21 protein-coding genes are annotated in these 26,179 nt (G+C 31.7%); 12 read left to right on the top strand and 9 right to left on the bottom strand.

What is annotated here, in order from left to right; all coding sequences use genetic code 11:
• Window positions 1–76 precede the first annotated feature (76 nt).
• The 4 genes from ACFS5M_RS07945 to ACFS5M_RS07960 are packed head-to-tail and all read left to right on the top strand — an operon-like array spanning window position 77 to window position 3,937.
• A complete protein-coding gene (locus ACFS5M_RS07945; protein WP_183487656.1) occupies window positions 77–1,171 on the top strand; it encodes a glycosyltransferase family 4 protein in 1,095 nt (364 codons plus the stop codon).
• The gene (locus tag ACFS5M_RS07950) at window positions 1,171–2,376 is read left to right on the top strand and encodes a DegT/DnrJ/EryC1/StrS family aminotransferase (RefSeq protein ID WP_183487658.1); all 1,206 of its coding nucleotides are present in this window, start codon (window positions 1,171–1,173) and stop codon (window positions 2,374–2,376) included. The genes ACFS5M_RS07945 and ACFS5M_RS07950 overlap by 1 nt, the downstream gene beginning before the upstream one ends.
• Complete coding sequence (locus tag ACFS5M_RS07955; RefSeq protein WP_183487660.1) at window positions 2,373–2,963, top strand: sugar transferase; 591 nt, start codon at window positions 2,373–2,375, stop codon at window positions 2,961–2,963. Before ACFS5M_RS07950 ends, ACFS5M_RS07955 begins: the two co-directional genes overlap by 4 nt.
• Window positions 2,960–3,937: a polysaccharide deacetylase family protein gene (locus ACFS5M_RS07960; RefSeq protein ID WP_183487662.1), complete on the top strand. Its 978-nt coding sequence runs from the start codon at window positions 2,960–2,962 to the stop codon at window positions 3,935–3,937. The genes ACFS5M_RS07955 and ACFS5M_RS07960 overlap by 4 nt, the downstream gene beginning before the upstream one ends.
• Here ACFS5M_RS07960 and ACFS5M_RS07965 read toward each other — a convergent pair.
• On the bottom strand, window positions 3,934–5,166 hold the full coding sequence (locus ACFS5M_RS07965) for a GNAT family N-acetyltransferase (protein WP_183487663.1): 1,233 nt from the start codon (window positions 5,164–5,166) through the stop codon (window positions 3,934–3,936). The genes ACFS5M_RS07960 and ACFS5M_RS07965 overlap by 4 nt on opposite strands.
• Window positions 5,167–5,486: 320 nt before the next feature.
• On the opposite strand from ACFS5M_RS07965, the gene ACFS5M_RS07970 reads away from it, so the two are divergent.
• The 4 genes from ACFS5M_RS07970 to ACFS5M_RS07985 are packed head-to-tail and all read left to right on the top strand — an operon-like array spanning window position 5,487 to window position 11,701.
• Window positions 5,487–6,629, top strand: coding sequence for an aminotransferase class V-fold PLP-dependent enzyme (locus ACFS5M_RS07970; RefSeq protein ID WP_183487665.1), 1,143 nt, complete (start codon window positions 5,487–5,489; stop codon window positions 6,627–6,629).
• Window positions 6,622–8,520: a polysaccharide biosynthesis protein gene (locus ACFS5M_RS07975; protein ID WP_183487667.1), complete on the top strand. Its 1,899-nt coding sequence runs from the start codon at window positions 6,622–6,624 to the stop codon at window positions 8,518–8,520. Before ACFS5M_RS07970 ends, ACFS5M_RS07975 begins: the two co-directional genes overlap by 8 nt.
• A 17-nt stretch (window positions 8,521–8,537) precedes the next feature.
• Window positions 8,538–9,326, top strand: a complete 789-nt coding sequence (locus ACFS5M_RS07980; RefSeq protein ID WP_183487669.1) for a polysaccharide biosynthesis/export family protein — start codon at window positions 8,538–8,540, stop codon at window positions 9,324–9,326.
• Between the two features lie 11 nt (window positions 9,327–9,337).
• Window positions 9,338–11,701 (top strand): GumC family protein, encoded by a 2,364-nt coding sequence (locus ACFS5M_RS07985; RefSeq protein ID WP_183487672.1) that lies wholly within the window; start codon window positions 9,338–9,340, stop codon window positions 11,699–11,701.
• Here ACFS5M_RS07985 and ACFS5M_RS07990 read toward each other — a convergent pair.
• On the bottom strand, window positions 11,698–12,864 hold the full coding sequence (locus ACFS5M_RS07990) for a proline dehydrogenase family protein (protein WP_183487674.1): 1,167 nt from the start codon (window positions 12,862–12,864) through the stop codon (window positions 11,698–11,700). The genes ACFS5M_RS07985 and ACFS5M_RS07990 overlap by 4 nt on opposite strands.
• 97 nt (window positions 12,865–12,961) lie before the next feature.
• Here ACFS5M_RS07990 and aroB point away from each other — a divergent pair, with 97 nt between their 5' ends.
• A complete protein-coding gene (gene aroB, locus ACFS5M_RS07995; RefSeq protein WP_183487676.1) occupies window positions 12,962–14,029 on the top strand; it encodes a 3-dehydroquinate synthase in 1,068 nt (355 codons plus the stop codon).
• 80 nt (window positions 14,030–14,109) lie between these two features.
• Window positions 14,110–14,424: a hypothetical protein gene (locus ACFS5M_RS08000; protein ID WP_183487678.1), complete on the top strand. Its 315-nt coding sequence runs from the start codon at window positions 14,110–14,112 to the stop codon at window positions 14,422–14,424.
• Here the strand turns inward: ACFS5M_RS08000 and ACFS5M_RS08005 are convergent, their stop codons facing one another.
• The 3 genes from ACFS5M_RS08005 to ACFS5M_RS08015 form a co-directional block, all read right to left on the bottom strand.
• Window positions 14,425–14,940, bottom strand: coding sequence for a DinB family protein (locus tag ACFS5M_RS08005; RefSeq protein WP_183487680.1), 516 nt, complete (start codon window positions 14,938–14,940; stop codon window positions 14,425–14,427). It lies immediately after the preceding gene.
• 74 nt (window positions 14,941–15,014) lie between these two features.
• The gene (locus tag ACFS5M_RS08010) at window positions 15,015–15,494 is read right to left on the bottom strand and encodes an Lrp/AsnC family transcriptional regulator (protein ID WP_183487682.1); all 480 of its coding nucleotides are present in this window, start codon (window positions 15,492–15,494) and stop codon (window positions 15,015–15,017) included.
• A 64-nt stretch (window positions 15,495–15,558) separates the two neighbouring features.
• The gene (locus ACFS5M_RS08015) at window positions 15,559–16,716 is read right to left on the bottom strand and encodes a M14 family metallopeptidase (RefSeq protein ID WP_183487684.1); all 1,158 of its coding nucleotides are present in this window, start codon (window positions 16,714–16,716) and stop codon (window positions 15,559–15,561) included.
• A 304-nt stretch (window positions 16,717–17,020) separates the two neighbouring features.
• Here ACFS5M_RS08015 and ACFS5M_RS08020 point away from each other — a divergent pair, with 304 nt between their 5' ends.
• Both ACFS5M_RS08020 and ACFS5M_RS08025 read left to right on the top strand, forming a co-directional pair.
• On the top strand, window positions 17,021–17,389 hold the full coding sequence (locus tag ACFS5M_RS08020; RefSeq protein WP_183487686.1) for a helix-turn-helix domain-containing protein: 369 nt from the start codon (window positions 17,021–17,023) through the stop codon (window positions 17,387–17,389).
• A gap of 82 nt (window positions 17,390–17,471) precedes the next feature.
• Window positions 17,472–17,840: a DNA topoisomerase IV gene (locus ACFS5M_RS08025; RefSeq protein WP_183487688.1), complete on the top strand. Its 369-nt coding sequence runs from the start codon at window positions 17,472–17,474 to the stop codon at window positions 17,838–17,840.
• An 89-nt stretch (window positions 17,841–17,929) separates the two neighbouring features.
• Here ACFS5M_RS08025 and ACFS5M_RS08030 read toward each other — a convergent pair whose 3' ends face one another.
• The 4 genes from ACFS5M_RS08030 to ACFS5M_RS08045 all read right to left on the bottom strand — a co-directional run bounded on the left by ACFS5M_RS08030 (window position 17,930) and on the right by ACFS5M_RS08045 (window position 26,068).
• Entirely contained in the window at window positions 17,930–20,899 is a 2,970-nt protein-coding gene (locus ACFS5M_RS08030; protein ID WP_183487690.1) for a T9SS type A sorting domain-containing protein, read from the bottom strand.
• A gap of 141 nt (window positions 20,900–21,040) precedes the next feature.
• A complete protein-coding gene (locus ACFS5M_RS08035; protein ID WP_183487691.1) occupies window positions 21,041–23,728 on the bottom strand; it encodes a DNA gyrase/topoisomerase IV subunit A in 2,688 nt (895 codons plus the stop codon).
• On the bottom strand, window positions 23,725–24,147 hold the full coding sequence (locus ACFS5M_RS08040) for a hypothetical protein (protein WP_379898493.1): 423 nt from the start codon (window positions 24,145–24,147) through the stop codon (window positions 23,725–23,727). Before ACFS5M_RS08040 ends, ACFS5M_RS08035 begins: the two co-directional genes overlap by 4 nt.
• A gap of 52 nt (window positions 24,148–24,199) precedes the next feature.
• On the bottom strand, window positions 24,200–26,068 hold the full coding sequence (locus tag ACFS5M_RS08045; protein ID WP_183487694.1) for a DNA topoisomerase IV subunit B: 1,869 nt from the start codon (window positions 26,066–26,068) through the stop codon (window positions 24,200–24,202).
• Window positions 26,069–26,179: the final 111 nt, after the last annotated feature.

The following is a 26,179-nucleotide window of genomic DNA, read 5'->3' on the forward strand; positions in this document are numbered from 1 at the left end:
ACTATAATTTTTGAAAATAATATTACGTTTTCTAGGCGAATGACTTCTGACTTAAAAAAACTTTAAACACTTCAAAATGAAAAGAAAAGTCTGTCTAGTAGGTGGAGAAGATGTTCATAAACGCATTGCGTTGTCAAGCTATCTTATTGATTCTGGTTTTGAAGTTACCATTCTTGGTACTAGCACATATGATTTTCCTAGTCCAATAAAATACATCCACTATAATTTAGTAAGAAGCTTCTCGCCTCTTTCTGATAGGAAAACTATAAAGTGGTACAAGCGTTTTTTTGCTGAAAATAATTTTGATGTCATTCATACTTTTGATACGAAACCTGCATTTTTACTTCCTATAGCTTTAAAACATACTAAAACACCAATTACGAGAACCATTACTGGATTAGGCACTATTTTTATGTCTAATAGTTGGTTTAGTTTTTTGCTGAGGAAAGTCTATTTCACCCTTCATCGCCATGTAAAGCATCGTGTGTTCAAAACTGTTTTTCAAAATTATGATGATAAAGACTTATATCAGTCACATCATTTAATCACAGCATCTAATTATGAACTTATATTTAGTAGTGGTATAGAGTTAAAAAATATTACTCAAAGAGCAACACGAAACAACGATCCTTTCACCTTTATTTGTATTGCAAGATTAGTTTATGAAAAAGGCATTGTCAATCTTTTAGAAGCTGCTAGAATTTGTCAAAACAAAGGTTACAATTTTAAATACTTACTTGTTGGTCCGTTAGAAGAAGATAGCAAACGTTTAAATCAGGATATCCTTAACCAATATAAAGACATTGTTGATATTCTAGGAACTCGAAATGATGTATTCGATTTACTTTTGGCTTCAGATGCTTTAGTGCTCCCTACGTTTAGAGAAGGTTTTGCTCGTGTTTTGTTAGAAGCAGCAGCAGTAGGATTACCAATTGTAGCAACTGATGTCACAGGAGTAAGAGAATTTGTAAGACATGAGCAAGAAGGCTTACTGGTAGAAGTAAAAAACTCTGAAGCATTAGCCGACGCAATGATCAAATTAGCGGTTAACCAGAAGCTGTCAGCGCATTTAGGCGAAAATGCATATAAACATGTCGAAAAGTTTAGCTTAGAAAACATTTCTAAACAATATATTAATATATTTATCGATGCTATTAATCAACATTCATAATGAAAATACCATTTTCACCTCCTTATATTGACAATGATGTCATTAAAGAAGTTACTGATGCTCTAGAATCTGGCTGGATTACTACTGGTCCAAAAGTAAAACGATTAGAAGAGCTTGTATGCGAATACACAAAAGTGCCGAACGCTCTTGGTGTCAACTCTGCCACTTCAGGCCTTATGCTATCTTTAAAATGGTTTGGTATTGGTGAAGGTGATGAAGTTATTATTCCTGCATACACTTATGCTGCGACTGCCTTAGCAGTTATTCATATTGGTGCAACTCCTGTAATGGTAGATGTTGAAGACGATTTTAATATTTCGATAAAAGGCATTGAAAAAGCCATTACTAAAAAGACAAAAGCTATAATGCCAGTAGATATTGCTGGCTGGCCATGTGATTATGACGAATTAAATACTTTAGTTGAATCTAAAAGATCTTTATTTTATCCAACACATGAAAATCAAGAAAAATTAGGACGTATTTTAATCATTTCTGATTCTGCTCATGCTATAGGTGCGCAATACAAAAATAAATATATTGGAATAACTACAGACATTACAGTCTTTTCATTTCATGCTGTAAAAAATGTAACAACTGCTGAAGGTGGCGCTGTTTGCTTAAACTTACCAGAACCTTTTAATAATCAAGATGAATACGCATTTCTTCGTTGTTTTTCATTAAACGGACAGACTAAAGATGCGTTTACAAAATCTAAAGCTGGTGGTTGGCGATATGATATTATTTACCCTGGAATGAAAATAAATTTACCTGATTTATTAGCTGCTGTTGGTGTTGCGCAACTTCCAAAATATTTTTCAACTATTCTCGGACAACGAAAAGATATTTTTGAATATTATCAAGATTATTTTTTAACAAAACCCTGGGCAATTTTACCACCTTATCAAAATTCAGATAAAATATCGTCTTGCCATTTATATGCATTGAGAATAAAAGATGCAACAGAAAATCAACGCGATATGATAATTGATAAAATTTCTAAGGAAGGTGTTGCTGTTAATGTCCATTTTCAACCATTACCAATGTTAAGCTTGTTTAAGTCTTATGGTTATAAAATTGAAGATTACCCTAATGCTTATAAGAATTATAAAGCTGAAATTTCTCTGCCAATTTACCCTCAATTAACAGAAAAAGAATTAAATTACATTGTAACCGTAATAACAAATGCAGTAGAATCTACATTATGATTAAGCGCTTGTTCGATATCGTGTTTTCTTGTATTGGATTAATAATACTATCTCCAATATTGCTTGTAATTGCAATACTCATAAAATTAGAATCCAAAGGGTCGATATTTTATAAGCAAGTAAGAGTTGGCAGACACAACCAAGACTTTAAAATTTTTAAATTCAGAACAATGTTCATAGGCTCTGATAAGAAAGGTTTATTAACACTGGGAGACAAAGATTCTAGAGTCACTAAAGTTGGTTATTATTTGCGTAAATACAAATTAGATGAATTGCCTCAACTTATCAATGTATTAATTGGAAACATGAGTTTTGTTGGTCCACGACCAGAAGTTCGCAAATATGTAGACCACTATTCTAAAGATGATTTAGAAATATTCAAAATAAAACCAGGAATAACAGATTATGCGTCAATAGCTTTTCGTGATGAAGCTGAATTATTAAAAGCTACGAATCATCCTGAAAAATTATATATTGAAGATATAATGCCAAAAAAAATAGCACTTAATAAAAAATATTTAAATAACAACTCCCTAATAGCTGATATAAAAATCATTTGCCAAACCCTTTTAACCATAATTAAATGAAAGCTACAGAAGGAAATTTTGTAATATCATTAGACTTCGAATTATTTTGGGGTGTTTTTGATGTTCGCTCATTAGAAAGTTTTAAACAAAACCTTAAAAAAGTTTATCACATTGTACCAAGACTTATTAAGCTAAGTGATGCCTATAATATTAAGCTTACTTTTGCTACAGTTGGATTTTTATTTGCTAAAAATAAAAATGAATTAATGGAGTTCGCTCCAAAAATAAAACCAGAATATAAAAATCCTAATTTCAATCCTTATAGATTAATTGATTCTATTGGTAATGATGAAATTGAAGACCCTTACCATTACGCCAATTCATTAATAAATTTAATTAAGCAAAATGGCAACCATGAAATTGGCAGCCATACTTTTTGTCATTACTACTGTAATGAAACTGGTCAAACTGAAGAACAATTCGAAGCCGATTTATTAGCTTCTATTAAGATTTCTGAACGGTTAGGTATAAAAATTAAAAGTTTTGTGTTTCCGAGAAATCAGATTAATGAAAAATATTTATCAATTTGTGCTAAACATGGTGTTAAAAGCTTTAGAGGGACTGAAAAACATTGGATGTACAATACTAAAGATACTCAGCAACTAGAAAGTTCCAAGCACAGAATCTATAGGTTGCTTGATACATATTTAAACATCTCAGGTCATAATACGCATGATTTAGAAGTCCGAAATGGAATGGTAAATATTGCTTCGAGTCGTTTTTTAAGACCTTATAGTACTAAGTTGAAGTTTTTAGAACATTTAAAAATTTCTAGAATTAAAAACGGAATGACTCATGCTGCAGAAAACAATCAGGTTTATCATTTATGGTGGCATCCACATAATTTTGCAGATAATACCGAGAAAAACTTTCAAGAATTAGAAAGCATCTTTAAGCATTATAAAAAATTAAATGAAACTCATAATTTTAAAAGTAATACTATGAGTGGCATTGTCGACTCTTATACTGTTTAAGTGTATTTTATTTCATAGTTATTTTTCTCTCCTACAACATAATAACTACTGTTATCTAAATCATTGGTTTTATAAATTTTCAAACCTGAAAAAGCTTCTGGAGTTTTATAAAGTTCATCAAAAACAATAGCCTTTAAAAACGAGAACTCTTCAGTTTCAATATCGATCATCTGCATATTATTAACATCTTGAATCTTGGCATGTTTAACAATAGAGTAACTCTTATTATATGTGGTATTCGATTTTTTTCCTTTTAATAAAAATTTCAATTTAACATACTGCTCGTTTACATTTTTGTCTCTTAAATACTGCTTTAACTCATATTTAGCTTTTATGAATTTTGCTACAAGTGTCGCAACTAAGCTTTTTGAATCATACAGAACATGATTCTCATAAGTATACTCTTGATTGGTCCATCGGTTTTTATATTCATATTCTCCTTTCGAAAAGTCATAAATCGTGTAACCGTTGTCAAAACACCATTGAAAAAGCTTGATAATTGTAGTATGCCCAAGATTAAAGCGATAATAATCAGTATCAAAAGAAGTGATGGCGTAAAACATAGTCGTATCAGACAGAAAGCTTAAAGACACACCTATTGGCTGGTTTTTATTACAAATTGTAATAAGCAAAGCTCGCTTTTCATGAAGCATTTTAAAAATTAAATCATAATAGTAGTCCCAAGTTTCCAGGATATCATTATCCTTTTTTAATTGATTAAAACGCTTGGTTAATAAAACTTTAAAACCATTCATAATATTATCGTACTCCGCTTTATCTATCTCTCCATGATAAATGGAATAACTAATATCAAAGCAAGCTTCTAGTCGCTCTTGATTACGCCTAAACTTGTATCTGGTATTTGATTTAAACTGACTTTTAGCAAAATCTTCATAAGTATCAAAACCGCTTAACTGAGTCAAGAAACCTTTATACTGTTGTGCTTTTTCAACTTTTAATGATTTTGGCTTAATTGAGTCTATAGAAAAGTATGAGGGTACATCATGTACTAAAAAGGCTTTACCTTTAAAATCATTTTCTAAGTGATCTAAAGTATAAAACATTCCGTTGGTTATATTTTTACCTACATTGAAATAAAAAGGCAAAAAAGATCTCTTTACAAAGCCTACATCTTTAATAAACTCAAAATGAAGACTTTGCTTTGAAAAATTAAAATGTGTTGACCACGTCGAATTAAAGGTCTTCGACCCAAATGGATGGTTTTTCATAAACGATTAATAGCTTAAACGAAAATAGTATTTTATAAGTTATTGACCAACCTCATTTTAATAAATAATAAAACTCTAGTTTCTTTTTTAAAACTTTTTATCTTTAACACCATAATTAACCCTATTTACTCCCTCTCCTTTAACTAAAATTGCAACTATTTTTAGGTTGTACATCATTTTAAGAAATAATTAATATAGGACTAAGTGTATCAGTATTTCGATAAAACTTAATACCTTTAATTATTTAAAAACAAAGAACTAATTTATACGTTATTTATCGTATATTTTTGATTAAGATTATAAAAACGATAATATTTACTATGGCTATTAATGAATCGAATCTGAATTCTAAAATTTGGTTATCTCCACCACACATGAGTGGACATGAGCAAGAATTCATTGCAGAAGCATTTAAATTTAATTGGATTGCTCCTTTAGGACCTAATGTAAATGGTTTTGAAAAAGATATAGAAAAGTATCTTAATCATAACAGTTTTGCAACGGTTTTAAGTTCAGGAACAGCAGCTTTACATCTTGCGTTAGTGCTTTTAGGTATTAATAAAGGTGATGAAGTTATATGCCAAACTAAAACGTTTGTTGCATCTGTTAACCCAGTAACTTATTTAGGCGCAAACCCTATTTTTGTAGATAGCGAATTAGACACATGGAATATGTGTCCAGTTTTATTAGAAAAAACTATTAATGAAAGAATAAAAAAAGGAAAAAAACCCAAAGCTATAATCGTTATAAACCTATACGGAATGCCTTATCATGTTAATCATATACACGCAATTTCAAAAAAATACAACATTCCTGTTGTAGAAGATAGTGCCGAAGCATTTGGTAGCCATGTTAATGATCAAAAATGTGGCACTTTTGGCGATTATTCTATTCTTTCTTTTAATGGAAATAAAATTATAACGACCTCTGGAGGAGGTGCTTTAATTTGTCGAAATCAAACCCTCAAAGACAGAACGGTTTTTTTAGCAACTCAAGCTAAAGAAGTCGGACAAGAATATGAGCATAAAACGATAGGATACAATTATAGAATGTCTAATGTCATTGCTGGAATTGGTCGAGGACAAATGAAAGTTCTTGACGAATATGTAGAAAAAAGACGAGCCAATTATAATTATTACTATCAACATCTAAATACTATTGAATCCATTTCGTTTTTAAAGGAACCAAAAACATACTATTCAAACAGATGGTTAACATGTATAGTATTAGGCTCTAAAGAAACGAGAGATGATCTTTTAACACTGTTAAATAAAAACAACATTGAAGCTAGACCTTCATGGAAACCAATGCATTTACAACCTTTATACAAAGATGCTCCTGCGTATTTAAATGGAGTCTCTAATAATTTATATGAAAAAGGGTTGTGCTTGCCTAGTGGCTCTAACCTTCAAGAAAAAGATTTAGAACGAATTGTAAAATTAATTCAAGCTTATTTTGAGTAAATACAACTCCATATTAAGAAAACTAACCGAAAGGTATGCATCAAAATGGCTAGTGCTGTTATTTGATTCATGCATCGTGTTGTTTACTTTCTTTTTAGCTTATATCATTAGGTATAACTTTGAGATTGTTTTTAATTTTTACACCTTCTTAAAACAACTTCCTTTCGTCTTTGTTGCAACTGTAATTAGCTTTTTAGTTGTTAGTTCGCATAAAGGTGTGGTTAGATTTACAGGAGTTAAAGATGTTGTTAATGTTGTTATTGGATTAAACATTTTAGCCACAATCCTTATTATCACAACATTTATAAGTAGAAAATATGATTTTGATAGTGTTTTTGATATTCCAGGATCTATCATTTATATTCATTTATTACTTAACATATTCTTTCTAATTGGCACCAAATTTTTTATTAAATCAATGTATAAAAGTCTGTTTACAGATTTTGAAAACAGAAGTACAGTTCTCATCTATGGTGCTGGTAATTCAGGAACTCTAACTTATGATGCCATAACTAATGACGCCATGAGTAATATTACTGTGTTTGGGTTTATAGATGACAATGAAGCCAAAATCGGTAAGAAAATAAACATGCTAAATGTTTACAACTCTAAAAAAATAACTAGCGAATTTGTAGAAAAAAACAATATAGATGAAGTTATAATCTCTATTCAAAATATAGACTCTAATCGTTTATTAGAAATCACTAGTTCATTATTTGCTTTAAATTTAAAAGTAAAAATAGTTCCAGATGTTAAACAATGGATAGATGGTGATTTAAGCATTGGTCAAATTGAGGATGTTAAAATTGAAGACCTACTAGGAAGAGAACCTATTAGAATCGATAACCCAGTTCTTTTTGACGAATACAACAATAAAGTCCTTCTTGTAACAGGAGCTGCTGGATCAATTGGAAGTGAATTGGTGAGAAAATTAAGTCTTTTCGATTATAAAAAATTAATCCTTATCGACAATTCTGAATCTGCATTATATGATTTACAGCAAGAATTACATCAAAATAAAATAGAAAACATCATGGCTATAGTTGCAGATATTAGAAATAAGCAACGTCTAGACCAAATTTTCAACCTTTATAAACCAGAAATAATTTTTCATGCAGCGGCTTACAAACATGTTCCTCTAATGGAACAAAACCCTTTTGAAGCTGTTAGCGTTAATATTAGTGGGACTTGCAACACTACAGAACTCGCTATGAAACATGGTGCAGATAAATTTATTTTAATCTCTACAGACAAAGCCGTTAACCCAACGAATGTAATGGGAGCAACAAAACGTATTGCCGAAATGTGTTTATTCAGCCAAAAAAAGCTACATAAAGGGAAAACTAAATTTATTATTACTAGATTTGGTAATGTACTTGGCTCTAATGGTTCGGTTATACCACTCTTCAAAAGACAAATTGATGCTGGTGGACCAATAACTGTCACGCATAAAGACATTATTCGCTATTTTATGACCATTCCAGAAGCTAGCCAATTAGTATTAGAAGCTGCAGCAATGGGCTTAGGCGAGGAAATATTTGTTTTTGATATGGGAAAACCAATAAAAATCATAGATTTAGCAAAAAATATGATTTCGCTTTCTGGTTTAAATTATCCTGAAGATATTGACATAAAAATAGTAGGTTTACGACCAGGAGAAAAAATTTATGAAGAGCTTTTAGTTGATGGAGAAAATACTAAACCAACCTATAATGAAAAGATAATGATTGCAAAATGTAGAGATGTAGATATGAATCAATGCGAAAAAATTCAAGAGCTTCTAAAGCTTGATTCTACGTCATCTAATATTGAAATTGTTTCACTCATAAAAGAAATTGTACCAGAATATAATCCGAACAACACTAAATATGATGTTCTAAATATTAAATAACCTATAAAATACTATTAATGAGATTATTCGCAAACCATTCAAAAACAAGTAGCCTATTTGCATTACTAGGAATCATACTTTTTGCCTCTTGTGCAAGCACTGAAGATCTTGCATACTTTCAAGACGAGCCACTAGCTAATTATGAAGAATTAGATTTTAATACAGATGTGGTGTATAAAACAAATGATAAACTTTCTATTATTGTTTCTTCAGTAGATCCTGAAGCTGCAAGACCATTTAACCTTCCTACCTTCTCTGAAGGACAATCTGTTACTGTAACTCAAGGAAGTCAAAAAATGCAAACGTATTTAATTGATAAAAATGGATTTGTTGAATTCCCTGTACTTGGTCCAATAAAACTTGGCGGATTAGGCAGAACTGAAGCTACTGAATTAATTAAAGGAAGACTAAGCGAATACCTAAAAGATCCTATTGTAAACATTAGACTCGTAAACTTTACGGTAACGATTTTGGGTGAAGTCAGAAATCCAGGAACTTTTATTCTTGAAGATGAGAAAATCTCATTACCTGAAGCATTAGGTTATGCTGGTGATCTTACTATTTACGGACGAAGAGACAATGTATTGCTTATTAGAGATAATAACGGTAAAAAACAATATGCACAATTTGATCTAACATCTGTAAAAGTATTAAATTCACAGAATTACTATTTAGCACAAGATGATGTTATTTACGTGACACCTAACAAAACTAAAATACGTTCATCAAATTATAATCAAAATACTGCTGCAATTATATCTGCAGTTTCTGTTTTAGTAGCACTTACTGCTATTTTTGTAAAATAATTTAAGTCCTCATGAATAAAAATGCCGCAAATCAAAAAGAGCTTTTTCGAGATTTAGTTGATCCTTATTTATCTAAATGGAAGTTAGTTATTGTATGCACTATTATAGCTTTAGCACTAGCGCATGTGTATTTACGATATGCCACATATCAATATAAGGCCAATGCTACAATTCAAATTAAAGATGACAAGCAGACTACTAAATTACCTGAACTTTCTTCTTTACAGAATTACGGACTCGTTAAAAAAGATTTAAACAATGTCTTAGACGAAGTCGAAGTGATTAGCTCAAGAGCACTCATCGAACAAGCAATAAAAGATTTAAAATTTAATATTCAATATTTTGTAGAAGGTCGAATTCAAAAACTTGAAGTATATAACGATCCACCTTTAAAACTAAACTTTAGCGCTACAGATTCTGTACTCTATAAAGCAGACACTGTAATGAATGTGAAAATTCATTCTGCAACACAATTTTTATTAAATGGAAGTTCTGAAGTAGAAAAATTTTGGAAAACTAAAGAACAAAACATTGAAGAACAAGGCACTTTATACAGTTTCGGACAACCTATTAAGACTGGATTTGGTGATGTGATTATTACGCCTAACCTTGATCGATATGATGTTAAAAAAGGCGCCACAATTACTATAAAAATCACACCAGTAGATAAAGTAGTTACTGAATATAAAGGTAATTTACGTATCGAAACCAAAGAATACTCTAGTATTATTAAATTATCTATAACTGATAATAATAGAGTAAAAGCAGCTTCATTTTTAAATAAATTAATAGAAGTTTACAACCTTGATGTTGTTAATGATAAACAGAAAGTCGTTGAAGTTACTTCAGATTTTATTAATAGTCGATTAAGTATCGTCTCTGAAGAATTAGGCGAAGTTGATTTAACTGCTGAAACCATCCAGAAACGTAATAAACTTACAGATTTAGACACACAATCTAATATCTTTTTACAAACTGAAAGAGACAACGAAACTCGAATTATTAACACTACAAATCAAATCCAACTTATAGATTATATGAAGGATTTTGTAGATGTTAATAGCGGAACTTCAGATTTATTACCTTCAAACATTGGTATCAACGAAAATTCAATTGGAGAAATTACTAGAAGACATAACGACTTAGTTATTGAAAGAAATAGGTTATTAAAACATTCTAGCGAAAAAAACCCAACAGTTGTTAATCTAACAAATCAAATCAATGAATTAAAAGGCAACTTAAATCAAAACTTAAATAATATTAAGTCTTCTAATCAAATTACTTTAGAAGGTTTATATGAAAAAGGCAACAGAATTAGTGGTCAGATTTATACTGCGCCAAAAAAACAACGTCAGTTTAGAGATACACAACGCCAACAAAACATTAAGGAATCTTTATATTTATACTTGCTTCAAAAGCGTGAAGAAGCTGCCATATCTCATGGTATTTCTTCTCCAAATGCAAAAATAGTTGACAATGGCCACGCTGGCGGAAAACCCGTTGCTCCTATTCCTGCAATAATATACTTATCAGCGCTTATTTTAGGAGCGAGTCTTCCTATTGGGTTTATTTATTTATTCCAATTATTAGACACTAAAGTCCATACGATAAAAGATATTAAAAAGAATATTGATGTTCCATATTTAGGCGATATTCCAAAATCTAATAAGCGCAAAAAACTCATCTCTAAAGTAGATTATTCTGCAAGAGCTGAAGCTTTTAGAATGGTAAGAACCAATATCGATTTCATGCTTCAAAACATAACAGGTAGAGCAAAAATTATTTTCGTTACTTCAACGACCAGTCAAGAAGGAAAATCTCATACCTCAATAAACTTGGCTTCTTCTCTATCGTTCTCAGAAAAGAAAGTCCTTTTAGTTGAAACTGACATTAGAGTTCCTAAAGCGACCAATTATCTAAAAATTAAAAATGATGTTGGTGTAACAAACTTCATTGGTAATAAAGAACTTAAACCAAGTGATGTGACAAGTAAAATTGAAGGCAATGAATACTTAGACATTATACCTTCAGGAACTATTCCACCTAACCCTTCAGAATTATTAATGAGTGATCGTGTTGGTGAGCTTTTTGAAGCTGTTAAAAACGAATATGATTATATTATTGTAGATACTGCTGCAGTTGGATTAGTTACAGATACCCTACTTTACAGTCAATATGCAGATATGTTTGTATATGTGGTAAGAGCAAATTATATAGATAAAAGGCAACTACATATTGCGCAAACAATGTACACTGAGAAGCGCTTGCCTAATATGGCTATACTGTTGAATGCTGTCGATTATAAGAAAGGTATTAATTACTCTTACGGTTATGGTAAAAATCCTTCTAAAAAGAGATGGTGGAAATTTAGCTAAGCCTTTCTCCGTTTTTTTTCCATTTTTAATAAGCTAAGCTCTCGTCCTGTTTGTCCAGCTACCGAAGTATTTTCTTCTGCACGACGAATAAGGTATGGCATAACATCTTTTACAGGTCCAAACGGAATGTATTTAGCTACATTATATCCTTGATTAGCAAGATTAAAACTAATATGGTCGCTCATACCATAAAGCTGACCAAACCATACACGATGATCATTATTAGGAATATTCTTGGCTTTCATAATAGACATTACCAAATAACTACTGTCTTCGTTATGTGTTCCTGCAAATAAAGACATCGCTTCTATATGATCTAACATATACTCTACTGCTGTATTAAAATTGTCATCTGTAGCCTTTTTGTTTACACAAATTGGAGAGACGTAGCCCTTGGCTTCAGCACGTTCATTTTCTTTTTCCATATATGCACCACGAACCAATTTAAAACCTAGGAAATAATTGTTTTGCTTAGCTATTTCAGTTTGCGCTTTTAAATACGCCATTCTATCATGCCTATACATTTGTAAAGTATTATACACAATAGGTTTTTCTGTATTATAACGTTGCATCATTTTAGTAACCAAGTCATCTGCTGCATCTTGCATCCAGCTCTCTTCAGCATCAATTAAAACAACGACATCTTTTTCTTTTGCAGTTTTACAAACCTTATCAAATCTAGCCTCAACACGTTCCCACTCCTCTAGCTCATCAGAAGTAAGCGCACTACCACTTCCTAGTTTTTCATAAAGATAAAACCTTCCAAATCCAGTAGGCTTAAAAACAGCAATTGGTATACTTTCCTTTTCATGAGCAAAATCAATAATCTTTAATACTTTTTTCATTGCCGAATCAAATTCAGCTTCATTTTCTTTACCTTCAACAGAGTAGTCTAAAACCGAACTAACGCCTTTAGTATACATGTTTTCAATAACCGACAAACAATCTTCTTCATTCACACCTCCACAGAAATGATCAAAAACAGTTGAACGAATTAAACCTTCAATAGGTAAATTAGCTTTCAACGCAAAATTAGTTGCAGCTGTTCCGATTCTAACTAAAGGTTCATTAGCGATCATTTTAAACAAGAAATAAGCACGTTCAAGTTGTGCATCATTTTTAAGTGAAAAAGCTATTTCGGTATTTTCAAAAATCCTATCCATACGTTAAGTGTAGTAAAAATCTAAAACAAATATAATTTATGTCAGTCATATTTCTTTAAAATCTCCTTATTTTTACACGAAAATAATTCAACCTTTAATGACTTCAATCACAACTCAAGATTACAGCATCCATTTTAATAGCGAAGGCTATAAAGCATTAAATGCGCATTTAAAAGCCACTCATTATTCGAAAATCTTTTTATTGGCAGACGAAAATACTAATATAGATTGTGTGCCACTGTTTTTAGCAAATATTGATGCTGACATCACCTATGATATTTTAGAAATTGAATCTGGAGAAGATCAGAAAAATATTGAAATTAGTTTAGGATTATGGGAAGCTCTGTCTGAATATGGAGCAGACAGAAAGAGTTTACTCATAAATATTGGTGGAGGTGTTATTACAGATTTAGGTGGATTTATTGCTTCTACTTTTAAACGTGGAATTAACTTTATTAACGTTCCAACTACTTTACTTGCTATGGTTGACGCTTCTATTGGAGGAAAGACTGGGATAGATTTAGACCATTTAAAAAACCAAATTGGAGTGGTTAACACAGGGGAAATGGTGCTAATTGACACTCAGTTTTTAGGAACACTTCCAGAAAACCAAATGCGCTCAGGTTTGGCTGAAATGTTAAAACACGGTTTAATTTCTAGTAAAGCATATTGGAATAAATTTAAAGACTTGTCTAATCTTACTGTTGAAGATTTAGATCTGCTTATCTATGAGTCTGTACTTATAAAAAAGAACATCGTAGAACAAGACCCAAATGAAGAAAACCTTAGAAAGACTCTTAATTTCGGACACACTTTAGGACATGCTATAGAATCCTACTTTTTAAGCCATCCTGATAAAAAAGAATTACTTCATGGCGAAGCTATTGCAGTTGGAATGATTCTCGCTTGCTATCTTTCTACTCAAGTCACAGGATTGTCTGAAGCCACAAATGAAGACATAAAAACCACGCTTTTAAATACGTTTGATAAAGTAACCTTTGAAACTTCAGATTATGCTCCCATTATTGAACTCTTAAAATATGACAAGAAAAATGAACATGGAAATATCAATTTTGTACTTTTAAAAGATATTGGCAAACCTCAAATAAACTGTATTGTTGATAATGATTTAATCATTGAAGCTTTTAAATTTTACGCGAAGTAAGTTTGAATTAAAAAAAATTGTAACTTTAAAATTGCTATGACGAAGGATTAACTAATTATTTTTAACTTAAACCATTAGAAATGAGAAGAGTAATTGTTGACTACAAAAAACTCACACCAGAAATTCTTGAGTTATTAACCGAAAAGTTTCCAGATGGTTATGATGACGATAATATTATTGTCTTTGATAATCATAGAAACGAAACGATTGAAGCAGTCGAAGTAAAAACCGAAGACTGTATTTATTTAGTAAAAGTAAGCAGCAGATTACGCTACACGATGTCTAACTTTGAAAATTCAGATGATTTAGAATTAGACGATTCTGGTCATATTGTTATAAACGACGACTTGAAAAGCGAAGCTATTACTGACGAAGAGGAAGAGGAAGAAGAATAACTATAAATAACGTTCTTTTATAACTTCACAATGATGTATTTCATGACCTATGATTACAAAACCAATAGCTCTTACAGACATTTCACCCCCACTTGCACTGCCTATTTGCATTAACATATGGTCTGTAAAACTCTGAAACAAATTTATTGTTGACTGTCTCAAACTTGAATAATCGTCAAGCAGTGCTTCTTTAGTACGATTATTAGCCAAACTCAAAGGCGCATAGGCATTTTCATCATATCCAGGTAAACTATTTTTATCTCCTCTAGCAAAACGCAAAGCGCGATAAGCAAAGACGCGCTCTGCATCAATAAGATGCTGAATGATTTCTTTAACAGTCCATTTTTTATCTGCATAAGCATATTCAAACTTATCATCTGGCAATACTTCAAAAAAAGAGGCTGTAGTTTTAAAACTAGATTGCAACCCTTCTATTAAATCTAAATCGCCAACCTTACTAATATAAGTCATATAATAAGGAATGTATTCTTTAACTAATAAATCTGATGCCTTCATAATTCTGTACTTCTTAATGTGAAAATAAAAAAGCCCTTATAAAATAAGAGCTTTTTATTATATAACTATTTTAATTATAATTCGTTAAATATTGAATGCATTAAGCGTTTTTTATCATTAATACTCTCTTCTAAAGAAATCATGGTTTCTGTTCTATAAACACCATCGATATCATCAAGCATAAAAATAACATCTTTAGCATGTTCAGTATTTCTAGCTCTAATTTTACAAAAAATGTTAAACTTTCCAGTAGTAATATGTGCTACAGTAACAAAAGGAATATTATTAATACGCTCTAAAACAAACTTAGTTTGAGATGTATTTTGTAAAAACACACCAACATAAGCGATAAATGAATAGCCTAATTTTTTATAATCTAAGGTTAACGACGATCCTTTAATAATTCCAGCGTCTTCCATTTTTTTAACTCTAACATGGACAGTTCCTGCAGAAATTAATAATTTTTTCGCGATATCTGTAAAAGGAATTCTTGTATTATCAATCAACATGTCTAATATTTGATGATCAATTTCGTCTAATTTAAATTTTGCCATTCTTCTTTTTTATTAAATTAAACTCAAAAATAATACATTTTTACTGATTATTCTCTATTAAAAATTAAGAAAATGTTAATTTTAATGATAATTTTATATCATTTATATAAATGAAATCGATTTCGCTACCTATAACTAAAGGTTTGTATTCTGAATTTAAAACAGTTTCACCTTTAGCATTAATTTCTTTATGAGCAAAAAATTGAAGAGGCGCAATAATGTTTTCGACTTTAGGGATGAATTCAATTTTATCATTAATTAATTGTTCTTGATATTGAATAGCAACATCAACTAATTCCTCTTGTGCTTCAATTTTCGCATTTCGAATAATAATATCAAAAAATAGTTTTTCATTTTGAGGTATCTTTAAGTACTCTTTATAAAAATCTCCACTGACCTCGTTTTGAGCAATATAGTTTAATGAAACTAATAAAGACTGAAAAACATACGCTCGAACCTTTTCACGCTCGTAATCGTTGTGATAATGTCCTGCTTCAAACAAAATCGTAGGAATATTAAAGCTTTGAAAGGTATCGCCTACACAATTTAAATTAAATGCATCGTCATAAATTCCAACCATATTTGGTATCTGATCTTGTAAATTTGCATTCATTACAGAAATAATCTCCATTGCTTTTTTCCTATTAGGAGTTATAGAACACGCTTCATCTTGTGCGGGTGCTAAAAAAGAGACAGTGGCAGGATGATTACTTTTTCCTGCACTAAAAATAGTCCGCTGACCATGTAAATTAAAGCAAAAATCAGGTTTAAAATCATTAAAACACTCACGCAACACCCGACTCTCTGGTTGTGACAAGTCTTGAGCATCTCTATTTAAATCAATTTCATTAGCATTTAAACGTGTATAAGCTTTGGCGCCATCAGGATTTAAAATTGGAATTATTCTAATAGTGCAAGCCTTTAAAATTGCATCAGAATAAATGTTTTCGACAGATAAAGTGTTTAATAAGTCAAAGACGGCTTTAGTCGTTGTACTTTCATTACCATGCATTTGTGACCACATGAATACTTTTTTCTTTCCAGAACCGATTGTAACAGAATAAATATTCTCATCATTAACAGACTTTCCAATGACGTCTATTTTAAAGTTTGAACCTAATTTTACCAATAGAGGTTCTATATCTTTTGTGTAAATATAACGATGATAAAGATGGGTTTCTTTATGTGTTATAAATAATGAATTTAATAAGTCTAAGCACATGAATACTTTATATAGATTACAAAGGTAAACAAATGAATATTTACAAATGTAAACAGGTAAAATTGTTCTGATTGGTTACAAGGATAAACAAATCTATTGTTTTCTGACGCCTTAAAACAAGAAATTCACACAAAAATTATTTTATATTATTATTAAAACATTACATATCTTATTTTCAGCATTTTATGATATATTATATAAACAAATGAATTAAATTAATGTTTTATAAATATGTTAAAATAAGAGAAGTCAATCTAATAATGTTTACATTTGTAGTTTAATTATACATTTATTTAAGTTTACAATGATAAACAATGAGGCTTTTGCAAAAAGGTTACAAATAATCATAGATTTCTATGGTGAAAGCGCATCTTCTTTTGCCGAAAAAATAGGTGTACAGAGGTCAACAATTTCTCATATTCTATCTGGCAGAAATAAGCCAAGTTTAGATTTCGTCATGAAGGTACTCTCCTATTTTCCAGAAGTTGAATTATATTGGCTAATGAATGGAAAAGGTAATTTTCCATCAGAAGCTAAGACAGTTGAAAAAGTGGAAAAAATTGAGATGGCACCAAAAAGCATTCAGTCAAAAAATTCATCCTCTGAAAAAGAAATAGATCGCATAATCATCTTTTATAAAGATGGTAGTTTCCAAAATTTTGAAAATTCATAAGATCTCTTAACTTTTTTTCAAATACGCTATATTTTCCTGTATTATCGTCTTACATTTCATAATTTTGTATAAAAACATGTTTATGAAATTCAGATTCCTCTTAATTACCCTTATCACACTCACTAGCTGCTATAATATAGAACGCAATTGTAAAGATTATAAGACAGGTACATTTTACAGCGAAGTTACTATTGATAGTATGCTTTATAAATCGGAATTCACAAGGACAACAGATTTACAAGTAGAAACTTACAATGGTAAAATAGATTCTTCACAAGTACGTTGGATTAATGATTGTGAAATGATTTTTAAGACAATTAACCCGAAAAGTCGCGCAGAACATAAAGATATTCATCTAAAAATTTTAACCACTACAGATTCGTCTTATAGTTTTGAATATTCATATGTAGGTGAAAAACTAAAGCAAAAAGGAATTGCTTATAAAAAGTAGTATAGCCATCCTATAACACCAATAGCTTTGAAGTAAAAAGACCATACTTTTAAGTATGGTCTTTTAAATTTAAATAAACTTTTAAACGGTTACTTCTTAATTACTTTATGAGTACTTATATTTCCGTTAATAGAAGATCTTAAGAAATATGCGCCTTGACTTAAGCTAGAGAAATCTAACGTGGCTTCCATAGCTTTTGGGTTTAAACTCATAACTTCTTGCCCTAGCATATTATATACTCTAATAGTTTCAATGGATTGTTTAGCATTTACATGTAACAATCCTGTTGTTGGATTAGGATAATAGTTAAACTGAGCTAAATCAAACTCGTCTATAGATAATGTAGCACAAGTAATATCTGCTAACCAACCTGTCTCAGCGACAGAGCCATCAGATGTAAATACAAAAGTTAAGGCTCCTGAAGCATCTGTAGATGTAAAGGACATTCCAACAGATAACAAACTTCCTGGAACAGAAGGTTCATCACCATCACCACTTTCTTCACCACAAAGTGTATTCGCTAATATAGGATAAGTATTATCTGGTCCATCATATACTGTTAAGAAATCCCAGCAACCTTCCTGAGTCCCTTCACCAAAAGCATTAGCTTCAATATCGACATAGGTAAATGTTACAGTTACAGCTTCACCAGCCACATCAGGAGATATTGTAGTGGTTGTGATTTCATCTACAGCATAACCACCAGAAACGCCACCAGAATCAACATAATTTCCATCACAAACAGCATCTGCAGCTTCAGTTGTAAAAGAATTTGAGTCTTCATCAGACACACCATCTGCATCACAATCTGCCATTATATAAGCATCATAAGGCGTCGCAGGAATTAATCCAGTAGCTGTAGCAGTATTTGTTCCGAAAGGCACATTTTCGGTATAAACTGGCGCATCAACATCAGGATCATCTCCAGCATTAAATACACTAAAAACGTATCCATTAGACGCATTAGCTATAGCGCCCCAAGTGTATGTAGCTTCCGTATCAGTAGTTAAGGTATTTGTAAAAGCATCAGGAGTCACACATGTAGGTGGTGGACCACAAGTCACATCAGCAACCCAACCTGTTTCTTGAACAGAATCATCTGAAGTAAAAACAAAAGTTAAAGCTCCTGAAGCATCAGTTGAAGTAAAAGACATCCCGACAGACAACAAACTTCCTGGCACAAAAGGTTCACCTCCATCACCACTTTCTTCACCACAAAGTGTTTGCGCTAAAACAGGAGACGAAGTATCTGGTCCATTATACACTGTTAAAAAATCCCAGCAACCTTCCTGAGTCCCATCACCAAATGCACTAGCTTCTATATCGACATAAGTAAACGTTACCGTTACGACTTCACCTACAACATCTGGTGTAATTGTCGTTGTTATATTCTCGCTTGGCATATAGTCGCCTCCAGAACCACCAGTATCTGTGTAAGTTCCGCCACAAGCTGGTGGAGTTAATTCAGTTTCAAAAGATACAGACACAGCATTTGACAAGCCTTCTGTGTCACAGTCTGCGACTAAGTAAGCATCAAACATAGAGTCTGGGCTTAGTGGTGTTGCAGTTGCAGTTAACGTTCCAGATGGAATACTCTCAGTATAAACAGGTGTATCAACATCAGGATCATCTCCAGCATTAAATACACTTAAAATATAACCATTAGCAGCGCCAGCCACATCATCCCAACTAAAGTCAGCTGAAGTATCAGTAACTGCATCATTTGTGAAATTCTCAGGATCTGGGCAAGCGATTGCTAAAGATAACTCAAAATCAAAAGCTGCATTATCATTAGCATCATCCCATTCAATAAGATAAGTTGTTCCACTAACAACAGGAATGACTACTGTTGACGTATTATCTGCTCCTGAGTTATCATCAGAATCAATACACGCCAAAGCCGTACAATCATCATTATAAACTGAAACTCTAGTATCAACACCTACATTAGAAACCAAGTCTGAAGTTATGGTTAAATTACCAGAATTCTCAGCTGTGTAGGCATACCATTCAGAATTTGTAGCACCTGCTTCACAGATGTTAGAAGCTCCACCAGCAGCATTTGATGGTCCGTTAGAAGGAATAACTCCTAAACCAATACTTATAGCGTCATCACAAATAAAATTATTATCTATACCACCATCAATAGCAAACATTCCTAACTCAGCATCATTATCATTCACAGGACCTAAAGAAGTTGCAGTACCAGTAGTAACATCCACAGAGTAAATATTATTAACACCACCTCCAATATATCCAGCCATATACAAAGTATTTGTTAATGGATCTATATTAGCTTCTTGTGCAAAAGAAATATCAACACCTAATGGACCGACCACAGTTCCTGCACCAGTTGTAGAGTCAAGAGTATATAAATTATCGTCATCTAAGTCAGCCATATAAATAATACCCGCATTATCGATAGCAATCCAAATACCTAAAATGGTCCCTGTTTCTCCGACAGCAGTCATAACACCAGTTGTTAAATCAATAGTATAAAGTGTAGAAACCACACCATCAGTAGTTAATGCATACATAGTATCATTGGTAGGATTCCAAGACAAACCAGAAAACGTCACACCTGCAGCAGCACCAGTTAAAGGAGCAACAACAGTTAATGTTCCAGTTGCAGGATCTACAGTTAATAAATTGGCATTTGTAGTTTCAAGAGCATAGAGTGTTCCTGTAGAATCAAAATCGGCCGCATAAATATCGTTAGGAATAACAGCTACACTAGCGATATTAAATGGCCCTGTTAAAGGAAAGCTTCCATAATCTCCACCATTTCTAACATCTAAGGCATAAACATCGCCGAATGCTCTAAATCTAGAGCTTGACATATCTGATGTTTGATAAAAATCTTTTAGCAAATGTTTTTCTTCCTTAGTTAACAAACCTGCTGGTTCATTTAAGGCAATGTTTTCAACGGAATGAATTTTTTCTAAAACCTTCTCAATGTCATGAGGAATAGTAGATTTCTTAGCAGTTTGTGCTGTAATAAACGTTACAGAGAACGTAAATAATAGCAAAAACAACATTTTAAATGTAGTTCTTTTCATAAAAATAAGAGTTTGATTATCTTATAAAAATACTAAAATAATAACTCCTATTTTATGTTTTTTTAAATTATAATTTGAAGTTAAGAAAAAACACTAGTCCAATAAGCAATACTAAAAAGTATTTGAGAAATGGTAGATTATCTAAAACAAAGTGATTTGGCCTTCCTCATCAATTTCAAAATCTAAGTCATTATCAGGTTTAGTTTGCTCATGAGAAGGTGTTGTTTTTGTGTTGTCTGAATTACTTTGAGGTGTTTTATCTGAATCTGCTTCAACATTTTCCTCATCAACAACCTCAATATCCTCTGCTGGAATTTGCTCAGGAGCTTCATAAGGCAAAGGCTCTAGTAAACTTATTTGATTCACCTTTTCTTTAGTGAGTTGATTTCCTAAAGCAGAAATTCCTTTAACAGCTATAAATTCTTCTAAATTAACTTCAGCATTATCTTTTCGATCTTTACCTCGCTCTTTAGTGTATTCAATTTCTACCATTGGCTTCCAATCTGTAGATACAATCTCTAATACTGACTTCGGATGGTCTGAAATAAAGCTTTCCTCTTTACCTTCATTTTCAACAAGGAATCGTTTCACAAAGTATCGTTCTTTTTCGCCATCAAAATATATAGCAGAAATCGGCTTTTTAGGAATCCATTTTTCTAACACAATCATATCATCATCAAAACGTGCTGTTAACTCTGGTAAGATTGTTTTTACAATTCCTGATTGAGAAATTACTAACAAGCGATCTTCGCCTCTAAACTCACCAACCAATTCTCCCCTAGTATCAACATTTAAACGCTGAATAGTGTCATCAAACCAAATTTTACGTGGCTTTAAAGTAGATACACCTTTCTCTTTAAGCTCAACACGCTTTATCGAATATTTAGTCACACGATTTCCTTTTGAAGCTCTTCCTTTGATGAGTATTTCAGAAAAATCTAAGTCCCATTTTAATTTTTTAATGCTTCCTGATTGACGCAATAAAACAGTCACCACTTCTGCTTCGCCATTTGGATTTGCAGAGAAATACCAAACCACTGAGTTAGTATTTCCGTTAGTTAAATCGTATTCTTTATCTCTTGTCGTGCCTGTAACTGCGAAACGTTTGACATAAGACGCTCCACCTTTTCCATCACGATAAATCATATTATAAATTGTACGCTTGTCTTTCTTTTTAAAAACCGCAACATGAATAATATCTTTTCCAATAAACGTTTTAGTATCGACTTTAGTGACCATCATTTTGCCCTCTTTGGTAAATACAATGATATCATCAATATCGCTACAATCACAGACATATTCATTTTTACGTAAGGATGTTCCAATAAAGCCTTCTTCTCTGTTGACATACAATTTAGTATTACGAATGACTACTTTTGTAGCATCAACATCGTCAAATACTCGGATTTCCGTTTTGCGTTCGCGACCTTCACTATATTCTTTCTTTAGTCTTGCAAAATAGGCGATGGCATAATCTATTAAATTTGCTAAATGATGTTTAACCTCAGCAATTTGATCTTCTAAAGCCTCAATTTTTTGTTGTGCTTTATCGATATCAAATTTTGAAATACGCTTAATTCGAATTTCGGTTAATCGTGCAATATCTTCTTCAGTAACCTTGCGTTTTAGATGTTTAATATGAGGCTGCAATCCTTTATCTATAGCACTTATAACGCCATCCCAAGTTTCTTCTTCTTCAATATCGCGATAGATTCTATTTTCAATAAATATACGTTCTAGTGATGCGAAATGCCATTGCTCTTCTAGTTCGTTAAGTTTTATTTCAAGCTCTTGTTTTAAAAGCTGAACAGTATTATCTGTAGAACGACGAAGCATTTCAGTAACACCAATAAACAAAGGCTTATTATCTTCAATTACGCAACCTAAAGGCGAAATAGAAATTTCGCAATTAGTAAATGCATACAAGGCATCAATAGTTTTGTCTGGAGATATACCAGAAGGTAAATGCACTAAAATTTCAACTTCAGCAGCAGTATTATCTTCAATTTTTTTAATTTTTATTTTACCCTTATCATTAGCCTTTAAAATAGAATCAATTAAAGACGATGTATTAGTAGCAAAAGGGATTTCAGAAATGACTAATGTATTTTTATCAAGCTGAGATATTTTTGCTCGAACTCTAACTTTCCCTCCTCTTAAACCATCATTATAATTAGTGAAATCTGCAATTCCTGCTGTTGGAAAATCTGGTAAAATTGTAAATCTCTTACCTTGAAGATGTTTAATTGAAGCTTCTATAAGTTCAATAAAATTATGAGGTAATATTTTAGTCGACAAACCAACAGCAATACCTTCTCCACCTTGTGCCAATAATAATGGAAACATGACTGGAAGGTTTATAGGCTCTTTTCGTCGACCATCATAAGAAGATTGCCACTCAGTAATTTTGGGGTTAAAGACGACATCTAAACCAAACTTAGAAATACGTGCTTCAATATAACGAGAAGCCGCAGCGCTATCTCCAGTAAGTATATTTCCCCAGTTTCCTTGAGTATCAATTAATAAATCTTTTTGACCTATTTGCACCATAGCATCTGCAATACTTGCATCGCCATGTGGATGATATTGCATAGTATGACCAACAATGTTTGCTACTTTATTATAGCGACCATCATCAAGGTCTTTCATAGATTGCATGATTCTGCGTTGTACAGGTTTAAAACCATCTTCAATAGCAGGTACTGCACGTTCTAAAATCACATAGGATGCATAATCCAGAAACCATTCTTTGTACATTCCTGTAACTCTTGTAATGGTTTCTTGATTGTCATTATTTTCATTAATCAAGTCGTCATTTTCGTCTATCATGAACCTTCTTGTTTTTTATTTTCTTTAATTACTTTAGTTAATGATTGTCTTATATACCTTCTTTTCTTTTTTGAGACTAGTGTAACATTAAACCGTTCTTTTTGAGTATGTCCTCGCTTATTTTTTATAAGAAGTACTAAGCTTTTAAATACGATATAGTTATTAAATTTAAAGCCGATTAACTTATCTTTTTCAAATTCAACAATATGCTCTTTATTGCTAAACCTGTCAGACATTAATAATTCTTTATTGGTTACAATAACCATATGACCATCGCTATCATATTCAAAATATTTAGAAATATAATGGACTATAAAAAAAAGTGCGCCAAAAATCACAGCAATAATAACCAGAACTATAAAAGGATCTGTTGATATTGAACTAAACGTCTTAAACATTACAGCAGAAAATATTGCCATAACGATTAATATAAAATAGATTGAAACTATTATATTTTTTATTTTTGAGTTACTAGTTCTCATAAGCTTCTTCTTCTAAAATATCAAGTTCAACTTTTAAATTGTCGATAATAAATTCTTGTCTATCTGGTGTGTTTTTTCCCATGTAAAAACTTAGCAAATCATCAATAGACATATCTTTGTCAAGCATTACAGGATCTAATCGAATATCTTCTCCAATAAAATGCACAAATTCATCTGGAGATATTTCACCTAATCCTTTAAATCGAGTAATTTCTGGTTTAGGTTTTAACTTCTCAATAGCATTTAGCCGTTCTTCATTAGAATAGCAATAAATTGTTTCCTTTTTATTTCGTACTCTAAACAAAGGAGTTTGTAATATATATAAGTGACCTTCTTTAATTATCTCAGGAAAAAACTGCAGAAAAAATGTAATGAGTAATAAACGAATATGCATGCCATCAACATCAGCATCAGTTGCAATAACGATGTTATTATAGCGTAAATCTTCAATAGATTCTTCTATATTTAAAGCAGCCTGTAAAAGGTTAAACTCTTCATTTTCATAAACAATTTTCTTCGTTAAACCATAACAATTTAAAGGCTTCCCTTTTAAACTAAAAACTGCTTGAGTATTAACATCTCTTGACTTGGTGATACTACCAGAAGCCGAATCCCCTTCAGTAATAAACAAAGTCGTTTCAAGATTTCTTTCGTTTTTTGTGTCTCCAAAATGAACACGACAATCACGTAATTTTTTATTATGAAGACTTGCTTTTTTTGCTCTATCCTTAGCGAGTTTACGTATTCCAGACAATTCTTTACGTTCACGTTCTGCCTGAAGAATCTTACGCTGAATACTCTCTGCTACATCTGCATTTTTATGTAAAAAGTTATCTAATTTCGTTTTTAAAAAATCATTAATAAACGTTCTAACAGTAGGCAAATCGCCTCCCATATCTGTAGATCCTAATTTAGTTTTGGTTTGACTTTCAAAAACAGGCTCCATAACTTTTATTGCAATTGCGCAAACTACAGATTTCCTAATATCTGAAGCTTCATAGTTTTTGCCATAAAACTCTCTTATCGTTCTAACTAAAGCCTCTCTAAATGCAGCCAAATGTGTTCCACCTTGCGTCGTATTTTGACCATTTACAAAAGAATGATACTCTTCACTATATTGAGTCTTACTATGCGTTAAAGCGACTTCAATATCTTCAGAACGCAAATGAATAATAGGATACAGTCGATCTGATTCATTAATATTTTCGGATAGTAAATCTTTTAAACCATTTTCGCTGTAAAATTTTTCTCCATTAAAAATAATGGTTAAACCAGGATTAAGATAGACATAGTTTTTGAGCATTTTTTTAACATACTCATTTCTATATTTATAATTTTTAAAGATGATTTCATCTGGAACAAAAGACACTTTAGTTCCTTTGCGTCTTGAGGTATCATCTAATAAATCTTGATTTATTAAATTTCCTTGTTCAAATTCAGCAGAAGCCGATTTCCCATCTCTTGTTGATTCTACCCTAAAATACTCAGAAAGTGCATTTACAGCTTTTGTACCTACACCGTTTAAACCAACAGATTTTTTAAAGGCTTTAGAGTCATACTTTCCTCCTGTATTCATTTTAGAAACAACATCTACAACCTTTCCTAAAGGAATACCACGACCATAATCGCGCACAATAACTTTACTGCCTTGAATTGAAATATCTATGGTTTTTCCAGCTCCCATGACATACTCATCAATTGAGTTATCAAGAACTTCTTTTAGTAATATGTATATACCATCATCAGGTGAAGAACCATCTCCAAGTTTACCAATATACATTCCTGGACGCATTCTAATGTGTTCTTTCCAATCGAGGGAACGTATATTATCTTCGGTATATTTGGTTTGTTGAGACATAAAATCTTAAAAATAGTGACAGGTTGCTAATATAGTACTTCGTTCTAAAAAATGAAATACAGATTAAACAAAGTAATTAACAATAAAAAGCCAATGTTGTTGAGAACATTG

Source organism: Lacinutrix iliipiscaria (genome assembly GCF_042686125.1).
Lineage (GTDB): Bacteria > Bacteroidota > Bacteroidia > Flavobacteriales > Flavobacteriaceae > Oceanihabitans > Oceanihabitans iliipiscarium.